The following is a 21,329-nucleotide window of genomic DNA, read 5'->3' as shown; positions in this document are numbered from 1 at the left end:
CCGGCTCTCGCACGGCGGCGGCACGGCGCCGACGCCACGAGCGATGCCTCCGCACAACCGCTGTCGCATCCACGACAGCTGTCGGGATACCGACACCGAAACCACGACCGCGGTTGGCCGAAACTCGCCATCGCGGCCGGAACCGCGCCCTGTTACACCCGGATGAAGCCCCAAGTGGCACGACCTGGGAACGGATGGCCGAGCCGTGAACCGCTCACCGCTTTTCGGACAATGATCTCCGAACTGTGGACGGTGGATCGGGTGGTTGAAACGATCCCCTGGTCGTACGCGCATTCGCACCGTGCGACTTCGCCACGGAGGCACCGTCGCCTCCCGTCCCCCTTCCCCCCGGGCCCCTCCCGGCCCGGGCTCAAGGAGCTGCACCAGTGACGCACAACCCCCCTGTCACGGGCGCCACTTCGCCACGGACTTCACCGACTCGGCGCCGCACGGCCGCCGTCGCCGCGACGGTCGCCCTGGCCGCCGCCCTCGTCACCGTCCTCCCGGCAGCCGGCGCCGTCGCCGCGCCCCGGGCCGCACTCGACGCCGCGCACCAGCCCGCGCCGCCCCGGATATCCGCGGCGGCCCGGGCCGGCGCCGCGTCCCTCCGGCTCTCCACCGCGCAGCGCGCCGAACTCCTGGACGACGCCGCCCGGACCAGCGCCGACACCGCACACGCGCTGCGGCTCGACGGCGGCGAGAAGCTGGTGCCGAAGGACGTCGTCAAGGACGCCGACGGCACCGTGCACACCCGCTACGAGCGCACGTACCACGGACTCCCCGTCATCGGCGGTGACCTGGTGGTGCACCAGCAAGGTGCCACGCGGACCACCACGGAGCCGACCGGACGGATATCGCTCCCCACGACGGTCGCCTCCGTGCCGGCCGCCACGGCGCGGAAGTCGGCGCTGGCCTCCGTCAAGGAGGAGCGGAACGACAAGGCGAAGGCCACCGCCGCACCCCGACTGGTGGTCTGGGCCGGTGGCGAGGGCAAGCCCCGGCTCGCCTGGCAGTCGGTCGTCACCGGAGTCCAGGACGACGGAACCCCCAGCAGCGTCCAGGTGCTCACCGACGCCGCGACCGGCGAGGAACTGCAGCACGCGGAGCAGATCAACGCCGGTACCGGGCAGAGCCAGTACAGCGGCCGCGTGCAGATCGGCACCGTCCGCAACGGCGACCACTACGAGCTGACCGACCCGCAGCGCGGCGGCCACAGCACCTACGACCTGACGGGCGTCGGCGGCAACGGCACTCTCGTCACGGACGCCGACGACCAGTGGGGCGACGGCACCACCGCCGACCGCCAGACGGCCGCCGTCGACGCCGCCTACGGCCAGCGCAAGACCTGGGACTTCTACCACGACATGTACGGCCGCAACGGCATCGCCGACAACGGTGCCGGGTCGTACTCGCGCGTCCACTACGGCAGCAACTACGCCAACGCCTTCTGGGACGACGGCTGCTTCTGCATGACGTACGGCGACGGCCTGGAGAACGCGCACCCGCTGACCGAACTCGACATCGCCGCGCACGAGATGACCCACGGCGTGACCTCCGAGACGGCCGGCCTGATCTACGAGGGCGAATCGGGCGGTCTCAACGAGGCCACCAGCGACATCATGGCCACGGCCGTGGAGTTCTACGCCAACAACCCGTCGGACACACCCGACTACACCCTGGGCGAGCTCGCCGACGTGCGCGGCACCGGCAAGCCGCTGCGCTACATGGACCAGCCCTCCAAGGACGCCGACCCGGTCAAGGGCACGTCAGAGGACTACTGGACGCCGCAGACCAAGAACCTTGACGTCCACCACAGTTCGGGCGTCGGCAACCACTTCTTCTACCTGCTGTCCGAGGGCAGCGGGAAGAAGACGATCAACGGTGTCTCCTACGACAGTCCCACCTACGACGGCAAGCCGGTCGCCGGCCTCGGGCTGCACAACGCCACCAACGTCTGGTACCGGGCCCTGACCCGCTACATGACCAGCACCACGGACTACGCCGCGGCGCGGGTGGCCACCCTTCAGGCCGCCGCGGACCTCTTCGGCAAGTCCAGTGACGCGTACGAGGCGGTGGGCAACGCGTGGGCCGCGGTGAACGTCGGTCCGCGCTTCGTCAACCACATCGCCGTGGTGCCGCCGTCCACCCGCGACTCGGCGGTGGGCATCCCGGTCAGCCGGCAGATCGTGGCGGCGAGCAGTCGTCCTGGCGCCTTGACGTACTCGGCGGCGAACCTGCCCACCGGCCTGTCCATCAACCGTACGACGGGCCTGATCACGGGCACCCCGAGGGCCGCCGGCACCTTCGCGACGGTGGTCACGATCCGCACCTCGGCGGCGGAGACCCTGCCGGTGCCGTGGACCTGGACCGTCCTGGCCTCGGGCGGCGATCACTTCGTCAACCCCGACCGGTACGACATCGGCGCGTGGGCGACCACGGAGTCGCCGATCACCGTCACGGGCCGGCAGGGCAACGCCTCCGCCGCGCTCAAGGTCAGTGTCGACGTGTACAAGGGGTGGATCGGCGGACAGATCATCTGGCTGGTGGCGCCGGACGGCACCGCGTTCCTGGTGAAGGACTTCGCCTGGGACACCGGAAGCGAACTGCACGCCACCTACACCGTCGACGCCTCGTCGGTGGCGGCCAACGGCACATGGAAGCTGCGGATCCAGGACAACACCCCGTCGTTCCCGGGCAACGCCGCGGTGCCGGGCTATCTGGACGACTGGCACCTGGACTTCTGACCGGTCGCCACTGCCCGCACGCCGACGCACCATGGCGCCGTCGCACCCCGTTCCCCGGGGTGCGACGGCACCCGCGTGCCCAGCCCCCGGGAGAACGGGCGCTGATCCCTGCGGTCGGATCTCAGCGGTCGGATCTCAGCCGGTGTACGCCTGCTCGTAGAGGGCCCGCAATTGCGGGGTGGCTTCCGCGGTGGAGCCGCACAGGGTGACACGGCCGTCGTTCGCGGCGACCAGGTAGTGACGGCCGACGGCGAACTCCGCTCCGCTCAGGAGCTGGGCCAGCTTCGCGTCGCTGGTGAGCCGGACGGTGGTGGGGCCGCTGCCCCGGTACCAGCGGTCCACCCCGAGTTCGACCCGGTCGCCCTTGACGGCGGTCGCCGTGCCTTCGAACGCGGTCTGCACGCCGCGCAGGAGGTCGACGGTGACCGGGGCGCACTTCGCGGCGGGCGCGTCCGGAACGGTCAGAGTCAGCGCAGGGGCGGCCGGGGTCGCCGCGGCCGACGGCGACGGCGGAGTGTCCCGCGAGGTCACACCCCAGGTCAGGCCGGCCACCACCACGAGCAGGGCCGCGCCCACCGCGATGGGCAGGAAGCGCCGGCGGGATTCACCCCCGGCACTCTGCTCGGTCGGGGAAACGCGGGTGTCGGCGGTCACGGTGGCCTCCAGGAGAAGCTGGGGATCGGGGGAAGGAGCCTCGGATGTCCGTGCCGGGTCGATGGCCCTCATCCGGGCCAGCAGTTCGTCGTCGTTCACCATCGGCTCCCTTCTTCATCCGTCCTGTGTCCGGCCTGCCGGGGATTCTTTCGCTCGAGCCGAGCGGCGATCTTCTTTTTGGCCCGGTGCAGCCGGATGCTCGCCGCGTTGGCGGTCAGCCCGGTCACCTGCGCGATCGCGCTCGGCGTCAGTCCCTCCCAGGCCCACAGCCGGACGACCTCGCGGTCCAGCGCTCCCAGCAGCTCCAGCGCTCGATGCAGTTCCAGGTGGTCCGCCGCCACCTCGCGCGACGGCTCGGCTGTCCGAGTCAGCCGTTCCACCAGCCGGAGCCGACGCCGCTCCGCCCGGTGCGCGTTGGCCAGACAGCCCCTCGTGACGCCGTAGCACCACGGCAGCGCCTCGTCGGGGTCGACCGAACCCTCCGCGTCGATCCCCGGCACGTCCTCCAGCCGGCGCCACAGCACAAGCATGGTCTCCGCGAGCACGTCGTCGATCGCGGAGGCGTCCGCCCGCCGCCGTAGATAGCGGTGCAGCGGCTCCGCCACCACACCCAGCAACGCCTCGAATCGAGCCTCCCGGACCCGGGACCGCTCGTGCACCAGCCTCAATTCCACACCCTCACCTGTCCGGGACCGCCCGCTTCCTTTCACGGTCGGCGGGACGACCTTCCGCCGGCGCCGGAACCCAGGTCTCCGCCCGGCATCCCCACCGCGGAGAATCCGATCCTCGCAGGTCACCGCGGTGCCGTCGGTGCCGGGGCCGGGAGGCCCGCCCCCCGGGGTGCGGATCGCCCCTCAGGTGGCCCTCCAGGGACCGAGCTTCTCGGGGTTGCGCACCGCCCAGATGTGCCTGATCCGGTCCCCCGCGAAGTCGAAGGCGAACACCGTAGCGATGGCGCCGTCCTGCCGCGCCACCAAGCCGGGCACACCGTTGACCGTGCGCTCCAGGAACGTCGTGCGGTCACCGGACACCCGGGCGATCTCGGCATAGGCACGTGCGATCCGGACACCGCCGACGATCGGGCGCACGTGGGTGACGGCCAGCCCGCCGCCGTCGGCGGTCGCGGTGGCGTCGGGGTCGAGCAGGCCGATCAGGGCGTCGATGTCCTTGGCCTCCCACGCGGTCCTGAAGCGCCTGACGATCCGGGCCTGCCCGGCACTCGGAACCGCCGGGGTCCGCGCGGTGCGGATCCGGCGGCGGGCGGACGAGGCCAGTTGGCGGCACGCCGCCGGTGTGCGGCCGACGATCCCGGCGACCTCGCGGAAGGGGTAGCGGAACACGTCGTGCAGGACGAACGCCACGCGCTCGGCCGGGGTCATCGTGTCGAGGACCACCAGGAAGGCCATCGTCACCGACTCGTCGAGAGTGACCCGATCAGCCGGGTCGGTCCCGCCCGCGCCGGAGCGTCCAGCGATCCATTCCGTGGGCTCGGGCAGCGGTTCGGGCAGCCAGTCGCCCACGTAGGTCTCCCGCCTGGCCCGCGCCGAGCCGAGCAGGTTCAGGCAGATGCGGCCGGCGACCGTCACCAGCCAGGCGCCCGGCGACTCGATGGACCGCCGCTCGGGAGCGGACATGGCGTACCAGCGGGCGTAGGTCTCCTGCACGACGTCCTCGGCGTCGGCGAGGGACCCCAGCAGCCGATAGGCGAGGTTGATCAGCCGGCGCCGCTCGCTCATGATCGCGCTGAGGCCCGGATCCCTCTGCTGGCCGCCGGGCCCGGCTGTGGTGGTCATGGTCCGGCCGTCTCCCTCACTCGCTTCTGTGCCCCTACCCGGTACGACACCGCAGCGCACCGGAATGTGAGGCCGGCGCGCCACCTCACACTCCGCGGGGCTGCGTTGTCGTACCGGTCAGGACGACGACACGACGGAAAGAGGACGCCGATGAACGACTTCCGGGCCATCGCGGACCGCGTCGAGATCGAGGCGCTGCGCGGCGAGTTCACCGACGCGGCCATGATGCGCGACCGGCCCCGCCTGGCCGCACTGTTCACCCCTGACGGTGCCCTGCGCATGCCCGACATCCCCGTCGAACTGCTCGGCCGCGACGAGATCCGTGCCGGGGGCGAGCGGCTGCAGAGCCAGTGGGACTTCTTCGTCCAGACCACGCACCCCGGCACGATCCTGCTCGACGGGGACACGGCGACCGGCCGTGCCTACGTCCAGGAACTCGCGCGCACCCTGGACGGACGCCAGGGCCTGAACTACGCCGTCTACCACGACCGCTACCGGCGCACCGCGGAGGGCTGGAGGTTCGCCGAGCGGATCTACGAGGTCAGGTACCTCGACACCTCCCCGCTGGCGGGCACGGCACCCCGATCGCCACAGGGGTCCCGAACCCGTCCGACTCCGGCCGTGTCCTTCGCCGACCCCGCACCGGCCGAACGGCTGGAGCGGGCAGCCGCCGCGCTGCGCGCCAACGGATTCGCCACCGAGATCCTCGACGATGCCGCTGCCGCGCGCGCCCGCGTCGAAGCCCTGCTCCCCGAAGGCGCAGGCGTGCTCACCGGAGCCAGCGAGACCCTCCGGCTGTCCGGCATCGACGAGGACATCAACGCCGGCGGCCGCTACGACGCCATCAGGCCACACGTCCTGACCCTGGACCGCGCCACCCACGCGGACGAGATCCGAAAGCTGCTCGCCACCCCCGAATTCGTCGTGAACAGCGTCGCCGCGGTCACCGAGACCGGCTCCCTCGTCCTTGCCTCCGGCAGCGGCAGCCAGCTCCCCGCCAACGCGGGCGGCGCCGCCCACGCGGTCTGGATCGTCGGCGCGCAGAAGGTGGTGCCGGACCTGGGCACGGCACTGCGCCGCGTCGAGGAGCACGCCCTCCCACTGGAAAACGCCCGCGCCCAGGCCGTGTACGGGATGCCCAGCGCCATCAACCGCCTGCTCGTCCTCAACGCGGATCCCCGCCCAGGTCGCGGCACAGTACTCCTCCTGCGACAGGCCATCGGATACTGACCCGGCGACCCGGCCCGGGGCGTGACCGCGTCCGCCCCGCCCGGGCCGCTGACGGCGGGGGCGTACCCCTCGCGGCCGGGGCCCGGCCCGCGCGGCCCTCGGCGTCACCTCCGCCAGAACAGGTGATGCGTCACACCGCTCGGACTGGGCACGACCTCCAGGTGGAAGCGGTCCAGCAGCTCCTCAGGAGACTTCCACAGCCGCAGCCCGGACCCCAGCCTCACCGGCGCGACCGCCACGTGCAGGGAGTCGACCAGGTCGGCGTCGAGGAACTGGCGGACCGTGGTGACCCCGCCGCCGAGCCGGACGTCCTTGCCCTGCGCCGCTTCACGCGCCCGTTCCAGGACCGCCGCCGGATCCCCCTCGACGAAGTGGAACGTGGTGTCGGCCAGCGTGAACGAAGGACGCGGGTGATGGGTCATGACGAACACCGGCGTGCGGAACGGCGGCTCCTGTCCCCACCAGCCGCGCCACTCGTGGTCGTGCCAGGGCCCGCGCTGCGGCCCGAACTTGTTGCGGCCCATGATCTCGGCACCGATGTTGCGTGCGAAATCCCGCGTGAAGTAGTCGTCCAGACCCCGGCTTCCTCCGGGATCCGTGCGATTCGGCCAGCTCGCCGTCGCACCGGCCCAGCCGAACAGCCGCTCGGCGCCGTCGCAACCGAACGGCCTCTCCAGACTCTGGTCCTCACCGGCACCGATTCCGTCGGTCGAGACGTTGAAGTTCATCACTCTCAGCAGCTGGTCCACGTCCGCACTCACCAGATCCTGTCGCGTCGTCGTGCGGCGGAGCGCCGCACACCATGACGTCGAACGGGACATGCCGCGATCGACACCGGTCCACCGGCATTTTTCAGTGACGCGTGGCGCGCCGCGCGGCGCCGCCGCCGTCGCCGTCGCCCCTCACGCCGTCAGGGCGCTTTCCGTCATCTTGTGGAAGGCTGACCGCTGACGGGGGCTTGGCAGGTCATCGGTACCGGAGGGGACACAATGCGCGACGCATATCATGAGGAACTCGAATCCATCAGCACGAGCCTGGTCGAGATGGCCGAGCTGGTCGGTTCCGCCATGGAGCGGGCCACCACGGCGCTGCTGGAGGGCGACTTGGCCCTCGCCGAGCTCGTCATCGCGAGCGACGAAGAGGTCAACGCCCTGCAGCACGCGCTGGAGGACCGGGCCATCGCCCTGCTTGCCCGGCAGCAGCCCGTCGCGACCGACCTGCGGATCGTCGTGACCTCGCTGCGCATGAGCGCGGACCTGGAACGCTCCGGCGACCTGGCCAAGCACGTGGCCAAACTCGCCCAGCGCCGCGCCCCCGAACGGGCCGTCCCGGACGATCTGCGCAGCACCATCCTGGAAATGGGCCGGCTGGCACAGCACCTCATGGCCAAGGCCGCCGAGGTCCTGGTGACCCGGGACGTCGACACGGCCCTGACCATGGAACAGGACGACGACCGGATCGACACCCTTCACCGCGCGCTGTTCCAGCACCTGCTGGACGAACGCTGGAAGCACGGCGTGGAGACCGCGGTCGACGTCACGCTCGCCGGCCGCTACTACGAACGCTTCGCCGATCACGCCGTCGCCGTGGCCAACCGCGTCGTCTACCTCGTCACCGGCGAACACGCGGACGTCCTCGCCCCGTCCGAGGTGTCACCCGTCAACCTGCCCTGATCCCGGGATCGGCGTCGGGGAGCCGCGTCCGAGAGCCGGAGTTGGCCCCGGCCGAAGGAGAAGCTCCCGTTCGGCACGGGGATCGGCGCGGTGACGATGCCGTCCGGCGAGACGGCGACCGCCTCGGCCACCAGCCTGTCGACGGCGACGGCTGCCGCCCGCTCGTCCTCCAGGGGCGCGTCGGCGAGTGCGCGCTTCTCCTACGGGGAGAAGCCGGGCATGGGCTGCTCCTTCGGTGGTGGGTCACGCCTCCGACGTGGAGCCGACGCCTGGGCCCTGGCGGGTGGGGACACCGTCCTGAGGGCCGTCCCGGCGCTGTTCCGCCTGCCGCGGACACGTTCATGGAGCCCCCACGGAGTCCAGCTACAAGCGGGCGGTCATCCCGCCGTCGATCGCGAGCGCGGCCCCGGTGATGAACTGGGTCTCATCGCTCAGCAGGAACGCCGCGAACGCCGCGACCTCCTCCGGCCGGCCCATCCGCCCCAGCGGATGCATCTCCTCGGCCGCTCGCCAGGACTCCTCCGGCACGCCCGGCGCGGCCTGCGCCAGTCCGCGTGACAGGGGGGTGTCGACGCCGCCGATGATCAGGGCATTGACCCTGATACCGGCCGCGGCCGTGTCCAGCGCCGCCGACTGGGTGAGCCCGATCACGCCGTGCTTGGCGGCGTTGTAGGAGGCCATGTTCGGGTAGGCGGCGACGCCGCAGGTGGAGGCGCTGTTCAAGATCGCGCCGCCACCGCTCGCCCGGAGTGCGGGAATCTGGTGCCTCAGGCCGTAGAAGACGCTGCTGAGGTTCAACTCCAGGTCCGCGCGCCAGGCGTCACCGTCGATCTCGGTGACCGGGCGGACGGCGGTGGGGGCACCCACGTTGTTGAACGCGCCGTCGAGCCGGCCGTACCGGCTCAGCGCCTGCCGGACCAGTTCCGCCGCCTCCGCCTCGACGGTCACGTCGGCGGACACGAAAGCGGCCTCGCCACCAGTGGCACGGATCCCGGCCTCCAGCGCGTCGCCGGCCTCCCGGCCGCGGGCCGCCAGGAGGACCCTCGCGCCCTCACCGGCGATCCGCTCCGCGGTCGCACGGCCCACACCGGAGGTGGCCCCGGTGATCAGGATGACCTTCCCCGCGAATCGTCCGGACACGATCACTCCCATCCCTCACTCGTTCACGACGTGTGCTCCCCGCCCGCCGCCGACCGCTGCTCCAGCCACGCCCGTGCGACGCCCCATGCGTGTCCGTCCGGTTCCACGACGTCGAAGTGGCCCGCGCCGGGCGATGCCGTGAAGGTGACCTCCACGCCGGCAGCGGCCGCCGCCTCCGCGTACGTCCGCCCGTACCCGAACGGGATCACCTCGTCGGCGGTGCCGTGGATCACGAGCATCGGCACGCCACCGTTCTTCAGCAGTACCGGGGACGTCACCGCGTACCGCTCGGGGTGGCGGCGGCTCGGCCGCCCAGCAGAAGCGCCACCATCCCATCGTGCGCCGTCGACGCGAGACCGGGCCACGGATCCGGCTCGAACGGCGACGGCGACGGCGCCGGCGCACCGGCCGGCGGTTCGGCGTCCGGCTCCGCGAGATCCCTCCCCAGCCGGGCCTCGTCGGCAGCCACGAGGTCGAGCACGCCGGCCAGGGTCACCACGCCCAGCGGCCGGAGCTTCGGACGGGCGCCGGGGACGCCGTCGGGCAGCGTGGACCGGTGTGCGGTCCACGCGGCGAGCAGGCCCCCGGCCGAGTGGCCCACGACCAGCACCCGGCCGCCGTCGAGCGAGGGGTCGAGATCGGGCACCGCGTCGACCGCGGCGGCCACGTCGTCGAACGTGCCGGGCCAGCCACCGCCGGGTTCACCGATCCGCCGGTACTCGATGTTCCACACCGCGAACCCCCGCGAGACCAGGTCCTCCGCGAGGGGTGTCGACTGCCTGCGGTCGAACATCGCCGCCCACCAACCGCCGTGGATCAGGACGACCGTGGGGAACGGGCCGTCCCCTTCCGGCAGGTACAGCTCTCCGACCTGCGAGGGCTCCGGACCGTACGCGATGGTCCGCACCGTGCGCCGGCCGTCCTCCGCGTCGTCGTAGCGCACACCGCTCTCGGCGCTCACCAGCGTGTCGATGGTGGCGAAGAAGGCGGCTATCCCCGGCAGGTTGCCGCCCTTCGCACGCGATTCGTCGTACGCCTGCGCGTCCGCCCACTCGACGACGTCCAGCCACGTGTGGTCGGCCACCCGAACCAGCCGCGCGTCCACGAACCCCCGCCGGTCCTCACGGAACGCGGCGAGCATCGCGCCGCGAGCGGCCAGCATCGCGGACGTCCGCTCGGGCGCGACGGTGAAGGTGGTCAACTCGATCACAGACATGGAACGGACTCCCGGCGACGCGGCGTCTCACGACGCAGGCAAGTAGTAAGTTTCAGTGACTATCACTTTTCCTTACTAGTGACCCTAAGGAGTGACCCAGGCAAGCGCAAGCAGCGGCTCTCCCGCCCACGGGTGACGTCACGTTCGCGTGAGCATCGGCCACGGAAAGTAACGATCAGTGACCATGCACCCGTCCGGAAAGCCGGCACCTTCCCCGACGCACGCCGAGCGGGGACGACGTCCCGGGTCCCCGCGGCCGGTCAGTCGCCGGTGACCGTGCTCGCGTCGCGGCGCTGCTGCTCGACCACGTCCACGAACAGGCGCTTGAACTCGGCGTAGACGGTCCCGCCGAGGCGCTGGGCGTGACGCTCCTGCATCTCCGCCATGATGGTGTCCGCGGCGGCCATCTGGGCGCGGCCGCGCTTGGTGGGGCAGACCAGTTTGGCCCGCCGGTCCGCCGGGTCGCTCTGCCGCTCGACGTAGTCCAGCGCGGTGAGTTCGTCGACCAGCGTGCCGATCACCTGCTTGTGCTGGCCGGACACGCGGGCCAGGTCCGTCGCCCGGATGCCCTGCGGCTGGAGGTAGGCGAGGACCGCGCCGTGACGGGGCTTCAGGTCGTCGAAGCCGAGGTCGCGGAGCCGGGAGAAGAGCTCGGTCTGGACGGCGAACAGCAGGCGTCCGGCCAGCACTCCGAGATCCGGGTCAGCAACGTTGCGCACCGCGCGCCTCACGCCCCTTCTCCACTGTCCCGCCCCCGAGGGGACGCCTGACGATCAGGAGATTCTAACGGCGCGGTAACCAGCCGTACGCGACGGCCTGACGGCGTCCGGGCGGCCCATGACGCGCGCCGGAGAGCGACAGGGCGGGGATTCTCCCGCGCTTGGCCGGGGCTCCGCCGCCGACGGGACGATCACCTGGAGCGGGGTGCTCGCCCGGAAGTGGGGGGCCGCACGCCTACTGCGGGCTACCGGCGGCGCCGAGCCACTGGGCGAGCACGGCGGCCTCGCTGTGGTCGAGGTCCTTGGTCGCGGTGAGCAGGGTGACCTTGTCGCGGACGGCGAGGTCGCGCAGATGCTGCACGGCCGGCCGGTGCTCCGCGTCCTTCAACTCGCCGATGTACCGGTCCCGGAACTCCGTGAAGCGCTCCTGGTCGTGGTGGTACCACTGGCGCAGGTCGGCCGAGGGCGCCACGTCGCGCAGCCACTCGTCCAGGTGGGCCCGTTCCTTGCTCATTCCGCGGGGCCACAGGCGGTCGACGAGTACGCGCTTGCCGTCCCGCGAGGAGGTGTCCTCGTAGATCCTCCGGCAACTGAACTGTCCGGTCATGGGCGTCGTCACCTTCCCGGTGGGCCTGCCCGGCGCCGGTCCGAAAACGTCCACGCCGGGGCGGGGCGTGTGGTGATCACTCTATCGGCGGCACGGCGGCACGGCCCGCCGAGCCGGGTGACGGCTTCCGCCCCGGCCCCGTGGACGCCGCATGGGCGGGGCCGCCGGCTGCGGCCCCGCCCACGCGGTGCTGTCCCGGGTGACCTCCCGGGGTGTGACGTCAGCGCAGGCCGAAGGCCCGGGTGATCGTCTGCGAGACGGTGTTGCCCGCGGTGTCCCGGGCGCCGACCCGGAGGGTGACGTAGCCGGCGGACCGCGGCGCGCGCAGGTTCGTGCGCCATCCGTCGTCGCACCGGCTGAGGTCGGTCCGCTGCCAGGTCGCACCGTCGTCGTACGACACCTCGACGGTCGGCTTCCCGATGGCGGCCGTGGTGCCCGGCAGGTGCGAGGCGCTCACCGTCAGGCCGGCGTGCCGGTCGGCACGGCCGGACTTGTCGGTGTCCACGCCGTAGTCGAGCTGGATGAGCGGCAGGGACGCCGCCGCGTCGCTGCCGGTGACCGCGGAGGTGAAGTCCCACTCGGTCAGCGTGTGCGTCGAGTACGGGTTGGCCCAGGTGCCGCGGTCGTTGTCGACGACCAGCCGGTAGGGCAGCCGCTCGGCGCCGAGGCCGGGAACCTGCAGGTACTCGGCGTTGCCCCAGTCGAGTTGCTGGTCGCCCTGGTAGAGCGACATCCAGTCCTTGACGTCGAAGTTCGCGCCGGCCTCGCCGACGTGGCCGGACCCCGAGTCACCCCAGCCGGGCGCGGTGATGTACATGGTGTCGAGGTAGCGCACCGGCTGGTAGTTGATCGGGCCCATGCGGGGCCGCTGGATCGGGCCGAACCAGCTGACCTTGCCGGTCTTCCGCGCCGGGTAGGTCAGCGGGTCGATCGAGTGCTGCCCGGTCTCGCCCTGGATGAAGGCGTCGTCCAGCCACGTGGTGCCGGCGGTGACCCAGTCGGTGCGCTCGCCCTGGGCGGGCGCGGTGAGCTGGTTGCCGACGGCCCAGCCGCGCCAGACGTCCGGACGGAACTCCATCGCCTTGCCCTGCCGGTAGTTCCGGAAGGAGACGTCCACCCGGCCGAGGTCCTTGGACTCCTCACGCCAGGTCGGGTCCGCCGGAACGGCGCCCGTCCAGTGGTGCACGACGTCGTAGACGTAGTCGGTCGTGGGGTGCGAGGTGACCTTCAGCGAGACCGTGCCGTGCCGGAGTTGGCCGAGCAGGTCCGCGCCCTGGTCGGCGTTGAGCGTCGCCACCGTCACCGGGGCCGGGCTCTCCGGGCTCCAGGGGTTCTCGTCCCAGGGCTCCATGCGGCCGACGCCGTCGTTGACGACCAGCAGCAGCCGCGCGCCGGCGGCCGCGGCGGCCTCGGCCTGGGCCTGGATCCCTTCCGTGCCGGCGCCGCGCACCACCACGGCCTTGCCGCGCACGTCCTGCCGCGCGAGCTCCCCGGCCGTGCCGTCACCGGCGAAGACCGCCGTCAGGTTCCGGGTACCGGCGGGCAGTGGCGTGGCCGCGCGCTTGACCAGCGGGTCGTCGAACGTCGTCGACTTCGTGCTCACGGTCAGAGCGGGCTGCTCGAGGCGGAAGCGGGCCCCGGTCTCGAACTCGCCGTCGGTGACCTTCTTGCCGGTCGGGAGCGCCCAGATGCTGTCGTACGACGGGTTCGGCAGCATCGACGTCTCCACCAGGCTGTCGGCGAAGGACCGGTGGGCGTCCAGGCGCGGCGCGACGGCGGTGGTCTGCTGCGGCACGCGTGCCAGGATCTGGCGCGCCTTGCGGCCGTCCAGGCTGACGGTGCGGTCCTGGTCCAGCTTCACGTCGTTGAAGGCGAGCAGCACCATGCCGCGCGAGTGCGGGCCTTCGGCGCCCTGCACGTCGCCGGTGAGCCAGCCGCTGTAACTGCCGACGGGCAGCCGCGCCGTGCCGGTGCCGGACGCGTCGAGGTCCATCACCGTGAAGATGTGCTCGGCGGTCAGGACGACCCGGCCCTCCAGCGGCTTGCCCGAGCGGTCCTTGGCGACGACGGTCAGATTCTGCCGCTGGCCCTCGCGGGCCGCGCCGATCAGGGTCCGGGCGCGGACCGCGCCGCTGCCGTCCTTACCGGTGATCATGGCGCTGACCGACTGGTCGCCGCCCAGCTTGTCCAGATCCGCGGTCAGGGTGGCCGTGGCGGTGCCGTGGGCGGGCACGGTGACGTGGTCGGCGGAGAGGCTGAACAACCCGGCCGGGACGGTGCCGTCGACCGCCAGATGGAGGTCGGCCGGTGCGTCGCCGACGTTGGTGTACGTCACCGTCTGGGCGTCGGTCTGCCCCGGCTTCGGCGGCCACGTGTAGAAGCCGGAGTAGGCGCTCGTGGTGGCGAAGACCGTGGTGTGCACGGCCGCCAGTGCGTCGAGCCGGCCGGCGCCCGCCTGGTACGGGGTGTACGCCGGGGTCGCCTTGGCGCTGCTGACCAGCGCTTCCTTGAGCTGGGCGCCCGTCCAGTCGGGGTGCGCGGAGGCGAGGAGCGCGGCAGCGCCCGCGACGTGCGGCGTCGCCATCGACGTACCGCTCATCGTGGTGTAGTAGCCGGAACCTCGCTTGTAGTGGGAGCGCGCCGCGACGATGTCGACACCGGGCGCGGTGATCTCCGGCTTCAGGCCGCCGTCCCCGTCGCGCGGACCCTGGCTGGAGAAGTCCGCGAGCGTGTCGGTGGAGTCGACGGCTCCGACGGTCAGCGCGGAGTCCGCGGCACCGGGGCTGCTGATGGAGTGGGGGCCGCCGTTGCCCGCCGCGATCACGAACAACGCGCCCGTCTCGTGGCTGAGTTCGTCGACGGCCTGGCTCATCGGGTCGGTCTTGTCACCGCCCCCGCCCAGGCTCATGCTGATGATCCTGGCCTTCTGGTCGCGGGCGGCCCACTCCATGCCCGCGATGATCCAGGATTCCTGGCCGCTGCCCTCGGAGTTGAGCACCTTGCCGACGGCCAGCCGGGCGCCGGAGGCGACACCCCGCTCCTTGCCGTCCGAGGCGCTGCCCGTGCCGACGATGGTGGACGCGACGTGCGTGCCGTGGCCGTTGTAGTCGGCGATGTCGTCCTCGCCGGGAACGAAGCTGGCGCTGTCCGACACCTGCCCCGCCAGGTCGGGGTGTTCGGTGTCCGCGCCGCTGTCGAGCATCGCGACCTTCACGCCCTGGCCGGTGTCGCCCTCCGCCCAGACCTTGTTCGCGCCGATCTGCGCGGTGGAGTCGGCCAGGTCGGCCTTCACCTTGCCGTCGAGCCACACCTTGGCGACGCCGCCCGCGAAGGACGGCGCGGCGGACCGGGCCGCGGCGCCGGAGCCGCCGGTCAGCGAGGACCAGAACTCCGGTGCCTGCTCGTGGTTCTGAGCCAGTGCCGCACCCTGGATGCTGTCCAGGCGGCGGACGTCGGTCGAGCCGGCCATCTTCGCCCGGGTGCGGGACTTGGCGGCCGCATCGGTGTAGCGCACGATCAGCGGCAGCCGGGAGCTGTGCGCGTCGTCGTACCCCTCGGCGATCAGCCGCGTCACGTTGAAGAGCTGCTTGTCGAGCTTCCCGGCACTCACGTACGGCAGCGCGGAGTCGGGGTAGACGTAGGTGGCGCCGTCCAGGACAGCACGGTGGAAGCCGGTGGTGGCTCCGCTCGCGGCCTGGAACGAGTGCACGACGGTGCCGTCGGCGGCGGTCCCGACGGTGACCTTGTCACCCGTGATCAGGGTGACGGTGTGCGTGCCGGCAGGGCCGGGGATTCGGTGTCCGGCGTCGTTGTGCGACGCCTCACCGACGGAGTACGCGGACACAGCGGCTGTCGCCGGTATGACGCCGAGTGCCAGCGCGGCAGCCACGGCGAGGGCGATCGGCCCGGGCCGGGGGATGGGAACCTTGGGCAAGGAAGACTCCTGAGACGCGGCGAAGAGCGGGCGATGAGCGAAAAGATCACTGGATCCTCCGGCCGCCCTCGCCGTTGTTCAAGGGGCCGCACGCGTCACTCTTGTGCCATGGCACAAGAGTGACGCGATCAGACGGGGTCGTCGGCCGTGACGCGTCCGGGCGGACGGCGGTGGATATCCCCGTGAATTCGGCGTGTCGCCGTTCGCTCCGACAGAAGAGGCGAATTCTTGGAGATCTGGATCAATCCGGCCTGCTCGAAGTGCCGTTCGGCACTCGCCATCCTCGACGAGGAGGGGGCCGCGTACACCGTGCGGCGCTACCTGGACGACCCGCCCACCGCGGCCGAGCTCACCGCGTTGCTGGACCGGCTCGTTCTGGAGCCCTGGGACATCGCGCGCACGGGCGAACCCGTCGTGGCCGACATCGGTCTGACGGCGTGGGCCCGGGACGACTCCACCCGCCAGCGGTGGATCGAGGCGCTGACCCGGCACCCGGCCCTCATCCAGCGGCCCATCATCACCGCGGACGACGGAACGGCCGTCGTGGCCCGCAGCGAGGACGCGGTCCGCTCCGTGCTGCCCCCCACGCCGTAGGCGATCGCTTCCCACAGGCGGAGGACCGCCGCCTCGGCGGCGGGACGGTGCACGGCGCGCACCGTGGCCCCCGATTCGGGGACGGCTCCCGCAGCGGGACGAAGGCGGCACAGCCGAGTGGTCCGCCCGGGCCGTGGCCACGGCGCGCCTGGGCGAAGTGAACCCTGCGTGCCGGCAGGGAGTCCTACCGGTTCGGCCGGTACGAAGTCCGCCGGTACGAAGTCCTGGCCGAACGGTCCCCCGGGTCCAGCGCACCCCCGCGGGCACGCGAGGTGTCACAACGACGGTCCGGGCCCGGTCACGGTGATGGTGCGGCCGGCTTGACCGCCACCAGAGGACCAGCGGGGTCGCCGAGCCCCCGGAAGGAAGCGGGCCCGCATGAGAGTCGTTGTCGCAGGGGCCACCGGTCCGGTCGGAGCCAAGGTCGTCGCCAGGCTGCGGGACCGGGGTGCCGACGTCGTCCCCCTCCCCCGCCGTGAGGGCGCCGACGCCGTCACGGACCGCGGGCCGGAGCAGGCCCTGTGCGGCGCGGATGTCGTGGTGGACGTCACGTGCACCACCACGCGCGCCGGGCAGGCCGGCCTGCGCTGCTTCCGCTCCGCCACGACCGGGCTGCTGGCCGCCGCGGAGAAGGCGGGCGTCGCACATCATGTGATCCTGTCCGTCGTGGGGACCGAACGGCTGCTGTCCGGCTGGTTCCGCGCGAAGCTGCTGCTGGAGGAGCAGGTGCGGCGGTCTCCGATCCCCCACTCGATCGTGCGTGCCGCGCCGTCCTTCGAGTGCGTCGAGGCCACCGTCCTCGCGGACACACCAGGGGACGGCGGCGTGCGCGTCGCGCCCGCCCTGATGCGGCCGGTGTCCTCGGACGAGGTCGCCACCACCGTCGCGCACGTCGCCATGGGAGTGCCGCTGTGCGACACCGTCGCGATCGCGGGTCCGGAGGAGTTCCGGCTCGACGAACTCGCCGTGAAGCTGCTGGCGGCCCGGTGCGACACGCGGGACGTCGTCACCGACGCCCACGCCTGGTTCTTCGGCGCCGCCCTGCAGCAACGGTCACTGCTTGCCGGGGCGCACGCCCGGACGAGCCGCACGACGTTCGACGAGTGGCTCGCCCAGCGCTGACGCCCGCGGCACCGACCGCGCCTGCGCGGGCGCCGGTCAGGGGACGACGATGACCGGCCGGTGAGCCCGGCGCATCAGTGTGCGGGAGATCGAGCGGAAGAGCGTGCCACCGGCACCACGCGACCGGCCCACGATGATGGCGTTCGCCCGGTATGTGCGGCCGGCCTTCTCCAGCTCGTCGGCAACGACGCCGCTGCGCCGGACGAGGGTCCACGACAGCCCCGACAGATGCTCCTCGCAGGCGAGTTGCTCTGCCAGGGTCCGCATACCGTCGTACGGATTCCGCCCGGCAGCCGGCGGCTCGAAGCCGAAGAACGCGGCGACCGCGCTCTGTCGTGCGACGTGGACGACGATGAGCGCCGTGCCGGAACGGCGCGCCATCCCGGCCGCGTACGACAGCGCCCTTTTGCTGCGCGCGGAACCGCTGTAGCCGACGAGCACACCGTACCTGTCCACGGCCGGTTGATCGCCGTCGAAACCGAGGGCCGGGTCCCGGGAGGAACGCGGCGGCCACGGGAGGGCACTGTCACCGCCGGGTTCGGGAGAGCCATGGCCTGCCATGAGATGCCTTTCGAGTGGGAGCGGCGCGGGCGGCGCGGCGCGACGCGTTGGCCGGGGTCGCATCGCGGTCCTCACAGCTGACCAGGGAATCCGGTGGGGTGTGACAACCGCCGGTGTCGCCTGTGACACATCCGCCCGGCGTGTGCGCGTGCGTCCGGACGCCGGAACCCCGCCCCGTCCGGGGCGGGTTCGCCGCGTTCCGGCTGTCACAAACGGGGGGACCGCCCGGTCGTCACTGCGGACAGTCCCTGTTTGGAGGAATTCATGAGTGCTGAGCACACGCACCTGCCCCCAGGTGTCGAGGTGATCGCGACCCTGCCGGAGGCGGCGCCCCGCGTCCCGGACGGCGCCGAGGCCAGGACCATCCGCGTCACGCTGTCGCCCGGCGACCCCGGCGCGCCGCCGCACCGGCACCCCGGGCCGCTGTTCGGCTACGTGACACAGGGCGAGATCCTCTTCGAGCTGGAGGGCGAGCCGCCCCGGGTGCTGAAGGCCGGTGACGCCCTGTTCGAGCCCGGCGGCGACGTGATCCACTACCTGGGTGCCAACAACCTCCAGGACGCCCAGTCGCAGCTGGTGGTGACCATGTTCGCGGCGCCGGGGTCCCCGGTTCTGACCGTGGTGAGCGCGGAGGAGCTGGCCGAACGGCGGCACCTGCGCCACACGCCGCCGGGCCACTGACCCGGTCGAACGGAGGGGGCGGGGCGCGCCGACGCCCCGCCCCGCCGCCTGGGTGGTGACGTCGGCCGTGGGGGGTGGTCCTCGTCGCGGGTGCCGCACCGGGCCGCTTGCTCCTTGGCGTAGGGGGAGCCGCCGGTGCTGTCGAAGCCGGTGACCACCTTGGCGGTGCCGTCCTTGAAGAACGACTGGTTGTTCGTGCCGGACACACCGCCGCCGAGCACCATGCGCACGGCGGCGAAGGAGGTGCCGACGACGTCCGTGGGGTGCGGGACCGGGTTCGGAGTGAGGGTCCGCCGCCCGCGACGACGCCGCGCACGGCGAGCGACCGCTCGTCGTCGTGCTCGTGGCCGCACACCACCAGGCCGACGCCGTAGCGGTCGAGGTGCGACCCGTAGTGCCGGCGCAGGGCCGTGTCCGCGCCGCTGTCGTCGGTGCAGCTGGTCATGACCTAATGCATGGCGACGGCGATCCAGTCGATGTCGCACGAGGCGCGGGCGGCCTTCGGCTCCCGCTCCAGGAAGGCGAGCCGGGCGCCTGAGGAGCCGGCGATGCAGTAGTCGCTCGCGCGCCGGTGGACGAAGCGTCGTTGCGCGGCGCGATGACGCGCACCGAGCCCGCGGTGAACGCCTACCACGCACCTGCCGGTTCGGGGTGGTCTCGGTCGACGGCAGGTCGAAGTACGCCTGGACGGCGCCCATGCCGGGCGCGCCGTCGCCGGACTGTGCCCTCTCCGAATGCATGGGAGTCGTGCGCACCCTCGCGCCCCTCCGCGGCCGACCAGCGAATTCCGTTTCGTCGAATTCCGATCACGAGGCGGATCATCGCCTGCGGCGAGGAAGCCGCCCGGAACCGGAAGTGTCAATCGTGTGCCGTATCCGTCCCGCCGGCTTTCTCTTGGCACTGCCTCGACGTGCGCGATTCCCTACGGAAAGCCCTCGCCCGGTATCCGCGGCCCCGGCCGGCGCGTGCCCGCGCGCGCCCCTCGGCCGGTACCGCCGCGCCGAGCGCCGCCCCGCCCCGGGGCTGGTGCGACACCGGGGCGGGGAAGCACGGGAACGCCACCGTCGCCGGCCGGACGGGGGCGGGCGCCTGTCCCCGCACCGCCTGAGTACGGTCCCGTACCCGCCGGAAGTGCCATTCGGCCGGGCACAAAGTCGTAGGACCAAGAGCCGGTTCCAAGGGGCAGGGGGCCATCGGATAGAGTCGGGGTCGCCGCGGAAAGGAAACTATCTGCTCGTTGCGCGGTACCGCAATTCGGGAGGTACGTATTCCATGTCGCGTCCGATTCGCATAGCCATTGTCGGGGCAGGCCCTGCTGGAATTTACGCGGCGGACGCGCTGCTCAAATCCGAATCCGCGCAGGAACCGGGTGTGTCCGTCGACCTGTTCGAGCGCATGCCCGCGCCTTTCGGTCTCATACGCTACGGCGTGGCACCGGACCACCCCCGGATCAAGGGCATTGTCGAGGCTCTGCACCAGGTTCTCGACAAGCCGCAGGTGCGTCTGTTCGGCAACGTCGACTATCCCGGTGACATCGAGCTGGACGATCTGCGCGCGTTCTACGACGCGGTGGTCTTCTCGACCGGGGCGCTGTCCGACCGGGCGCTGGACATTCCCGGGATCGACCTCGACGCCTCCTACGGCGCCGCGGACTTCGTCTCCTGGTACGACGGGCACCCCGACGGGCCGCGCAGTTGGCCGCTGACGGCGGAGAAGGTGGCCGTGCTCGGTGTCGGCAACGTCGCCCTGGACGTGGCCCGCATCCTGGCCAAGACGGCGGACGAGCTGCTGCCGACCGAGATCCCGCCGAACGTGTACGACGGCCTCAAGGGCAACAGGGCACGGGAGATCCACGTGTTCGGCCGCCGCGGCCCGGCACAGGCCAAGTTCACGCCCATGGAGCTGCGGGAGCTGGACCACTCCCCGAACATCGAGGTGGTCGTCGCCCCGGAGGACATCGACTACGACGACGGCTCGATCGCCGCCCGACGCGCGAGCAAGCAGACGGACATGGTCGCCAAGACCCTGGAGAACTGGGCCATCCGCGACGTCGGCGACCGGCCGCACAAGCTGTTCCTGCACTTCTTCGAGTCCCCGGTGGAGGTGCTGGACGACCAGGGCCGGGTCGTCGGGCTCCGGACGGAACGGACCGAACTCGACGGCACCGGCAACGTCCGCGGCACCGGGCGCTTCACGGACTGGGACGTGCAGAGCGTGTACCGCGCGGTGGGCTATTACTCGGACGAGCTGCCGAAGCTGCCGTTCGACGTGGTCTCGGGGACGGTCCCGCACGCGGCCGGCCGCGTGCTCGACGGCGACGAGCCCATGACCTCGGTCTACGTGACGGGATGGATCAAGCGCGGACCGGTGGGCCTGATCGGGCACACCAAGGGCGACGCCAACGAGACCGTCGCCTGTCTCCTGGAGGACCACGCGGCCGGCCGGCTGCCCGCTCCGGCCGCGCCGGACCCCGGTGCCGTCGTCGAGTTCCTCGAACGGCGCGGCGTTCGCTACACGACGCGCGAGGGCTGGTACCGGCTGGACGCCCACGAGCGGGCTCTGGGCGTGCCGGAAGGTCGTGAGCGCATCAAGGTCGTCGACCGTGAGGCCATGCTGGACGCCTCCGGGGCCTGAATCCGTTTCCTGGAGGAGCGGCGGGAG

19 protein-coding genes are annotated in these 21,329 nt (G+C 72.0%); 7 read left to right on the top strand and 12 right to left on the bottom strand.

Annotated features, from left to right (window positions below; translation table 11 throughout):
- The first annotated feature begins 386 nt into the window (after nucleotides 1-386).
- Nucleotides 387-2,744: a M4 family metallopeptidase gene (locus ACIP98_RS34015; RefSeq protein ID WP_319664960.1), complete on the top strand. Its 2,358-nt coding sequence runs from the start codon at nucleotides 387-389 to the stop codon at nucleotides 2,742-2,744.
- 135 nt (nucleotides 2,745-2,879) lie between these two features.
- Here the strand turns inward: ACIP98_RS34015 and ACIP98_RS34010 are convergent, their stop codons facing one another.
- From ACIP98_RS34010 to sigJ, 3 genes are all read right to left on the bottom strand, one after another.
- Nucleotides 2,880-3,500, bottom strand: a complete 621-nt coding sequence (locus ACIP98_RS34010; RefSeq protein WP_319664959.1) for a hypothetical protein — start codon at nucleotides 3,498-3,500, stop codon at nucleotides 2,880-2,882.
- The gene (locus tag ACIP98_RS34005) at nucleotides 3,494-4,072 is read right to left on the bottom strand and encodes a sigma-70 family RNA polymerase sigma factor (RefSeq protein WP_319664958.1); all 579 of its coding nucleotides are present in this window, start codon (nucleotides 4,070-4,072) and stop codon (nucleotides 3,494-3,496) included. The genes ACIP98_RS34010 and ACIP98_RS34005 overlap by 7 nt, the downstream gene beginning before the upstream one ends.
- A 180-nt stretch (nucleotides 4,073-4,252) precedes the next feature.
- Nucleotides 4,253-5,191: an RNA polymerase sigma factor SigJ gene (gene sigJ / locus ACIP98_RS34000; RefSeq protein ID WP_319664956.1), complete on the bottom strand. Its 939-nt coding sequence runs from the start codon at nucleotides 5,189-5,191 to the stop codon at nucleotides 4,253-4,255.
- A 150-nt stretch (nucleotides 5,192-5,341) separates the two neighbouring features.
- On the opposite strand from sigJ, the gene ACIP98_RS33995 reads away from it, so the two are divergent.
- On the top strand, nucleotides 5,342-6,421 hold the full coding sequence (locus ACIP98_RS33995; RefSeq protein WP_401979705.1) for a nuclear transport factor 2 family protein: 1,080 nt from the start codon (nucleotides 5,342-5,344) through the stop codon (nucleotides 6,419-6,421).
- Nucleotides 6,422-6,525: 104 nt separating this feature from the next.
- On the opposite strand, the gene ACIP98_RS33990 is transcribed toward ACIP98_RS33995, so the two are convergent.
- Nucleotides 6,526-7,170 carry a dihydrofolate reductase family protein gene (locus ACIP98_RS33990; protein WP_401979776.1) on the bottom strand — a complete coding sequence of 215 codons (645 nt, stop codon included), beginning with the start codon at nucleotides 7,168-7,170 and terminating at the stop codon, nucleotides 6,526-6,528.
- 240 nt (nucleotides 7,171-7,410) lie between these two features.
- Between ACIP98_RS33990 and phoU the strand changes: the two genes are divergently transcribed.
- On the top strand, nucleotides 7,411-8,094 hold the full coding sequence (gene phoU / locus ACIP98_RS33985) for a phosphate signaling complex protein PhoU (protein ID WP_401979703.1): 684 nt from the start codon (nucleotides 7,411-7,413) through the stop codon (nucleotides 8,092-8,094).
- A 363-nt stretch (nucleotides 8,095-8,457) separates the two neighbouring features.
- Here phoU and ACIP98_RS33980 read toward each other — a convergent pair whose 3' ends face one another.
- The 6 genes from ACIP98_RS33980 to ACIP98_RS33955 form a co-directional block, all read right to left on the bottom strand.
- Complete coding sequence (locus tag ACIP98_RS33980) at nucleotides 8,458-9,234, bottom strand: SDR family NAD(P)-dependent oxidoreductase (RefSeq protein ID WP_401979700.1); 777 nt, start codon at nucleotides 9,232-9,234, stop codon at nucleotides 8,458-8,460.
- A 23-nt stretch (nucleotides 9,235-9,257) separates the two neighbouring features.
- Nucleotides 9,258-9,512, bottom strand: a complete 255-nt coding sequence (locus tag ACIP98_RS33975) for an alpha/beta hydrolase family protein (RefSeq protein WP_401979698.1) — start codon at nucleotides 9,510-9,512, stop codon at nucleotides 9,258-9,260.
- Complete coding sequence (locus tag ACIP98_RS33970; protein WP_401979695.1) at nucleotides 9,509-10,450, bottom strand: alpha/beta hydrolase family protein; 942 nt, start codon at nucleotides 10,448-10,450, stop codon at nucleotides 9,509-9,511. Before ACIP98_RS33970 ends, ACIP98_RS33975 begins: the two co-directional genes overlap by 4 nt.
- 260 nt (nucleotides 10,451-10,710) lie before the next feature.
- Nucleotides 10,711-11,169: a MarR family transcriptional regulator gene (locus ACIP98_RS33965; protein ID WP_319664948.1), complete on the bottom strand. Its 459-nt coding sequence runs from the start codon at nucleotides 11,167-11,169 to the stop codon at nucleotides 10,711-10,713.
- A gap of 235 nt (nucleotides 11,170-11,404) precedes the next feature.
- Complete coding sequence (locus ACIP98_RS33960; RefSeq protein WP_401979692.1) at nucleotides 11,405-11,776, bottom strand: DUF488 domain-containing protein; 372 nt, start codon at nucleotides 11,774-11,776, stop codon at nucleotides 11,405-11,407.
- Nucleotides 11,777-11,996: 220 nt separating this feature from the next.
- Nucleotides 11,997-15,710, bottom strand: coding sequence for a S8 family serine peptidase (locus ACIP98_RS33955; protein WP_401979690.1), 3,714 nt, complete (start codon nucleotides 15,708-15,710; stop codon nucleotides 11,997-11,999).
- 228 nt (nucleotides 15,711-15,938) lie between these two features.
- Between ACIP98_RS33955 and ACIP98_RS33950 the strand changes: the two genes are divergently transcribed.
- A complete protein-coding gene (locus tag ACIP98_RS33950; RefSeq protein WP_401979688.1) occupies nucleotides 15,939-16,304 on the top strand; it encodes an ArsC/Spx/MgsR family protein in 366 nt (121 codons plus the stop codon).
- Between the two features lie 378 nt (nucleotides 16,305-16,682).
- The gene (locus ACIP98_RS33945) at nucleotides 16,683-17,426 is read left to right on the top strand and encodes an NmrA family NAD(P)-binding protein (protein ID WP_319664941.1); all 744 of its coding nucleotides are present in this window, start codon (nucleotides 16,683-16,685) and stop codon (nucleotides 17,424-17,426) included.
- A gap of 36 nt (nucleotides 17,427-17,462) precedes the next feature.
- Here the strand turns inward: ACIP98_RS33945 and ACIP98_RS33940 are convergent, their stop codons facing one another.
- Nucleotides 17,463-17,882: a universal stress protein gene (locus ACIP98_RS33940; RefSeq protein WP_319664939.1), complete on the bottom strand. Its 420-nt coding sequence runs from the start codon at nucleotides 17,880-17,882 to the stop codon at nucleotides 17,463-17,465.
- Between the two features lie 369 nt (nucleotides 17,883-18,251).
- Here ACIP98_RS33940 and ACIP98_RS33935 point away from each other — a divergent pair, with 369 nt between their 5' ends.
- On the top strand, nucleotides 18,252-18,668 hold the full coding sequence (locus tag ACIP98_RS33935; RefSeq protein ID WP_319664937.1) for a cupin domain-containing protein: 417 nt from the start codon (nucleotides 18,252-18,254) through the stop codon (nucleotides 18,666-18,668).
- Nucleotides 18,669-19,116: 448 nt separating this feature from the next.
- Here ACIP98_RS33935 and ACIP98_RS33930 read toward each other — a convergent pair whose 3' ends face one another.
- Nucleotides 19,117-19,302, bottom strand: coding sequence for a hypothetical protein (locus ACIP98_RS33930; protein ID WP_401979684.1), 186 nt, complete (start codon nucleotides 19,300-19,302; stop codon nucleotides 19,117-19,119).
- Nucleotides 19,303-19,940: 638 nt separating this feature from the next.
- Here ACIP98_RS33930 and ACIP98_RS33925 point away from each other — a divergent pair.
- Nucleotides 19,941-21,302 (top strand): FAD-dependent oxidoreductase, encoded by a 1,362-nt coding sequence (locus tag ACIP98_RS33925; protein ID WP_319664935.1) that lies wholly within the window; start codon nucleotides 19,941-19,943, stop codon nucleotides 21,300-21,302.
- The last annotated feature ends 27 nt before the right edge of the window (nucleotides 21,303-21,329 follow it).

The organism is Streptomyces sp. NPDC088354, from assembly GCF_044753585.1.
In the GTDB taxonomy this organism is placed as follows: Bacteria; Actinomycetota; Actinomycetes; order Streptomycetales; family Streptomycetaceae; genus Actinacidiphila.
The sequence above is the reverse complement of the archived record's forward strand: the minus strand, read 5'-3'. Positions and strand labels throughout refer to the sequence as shown.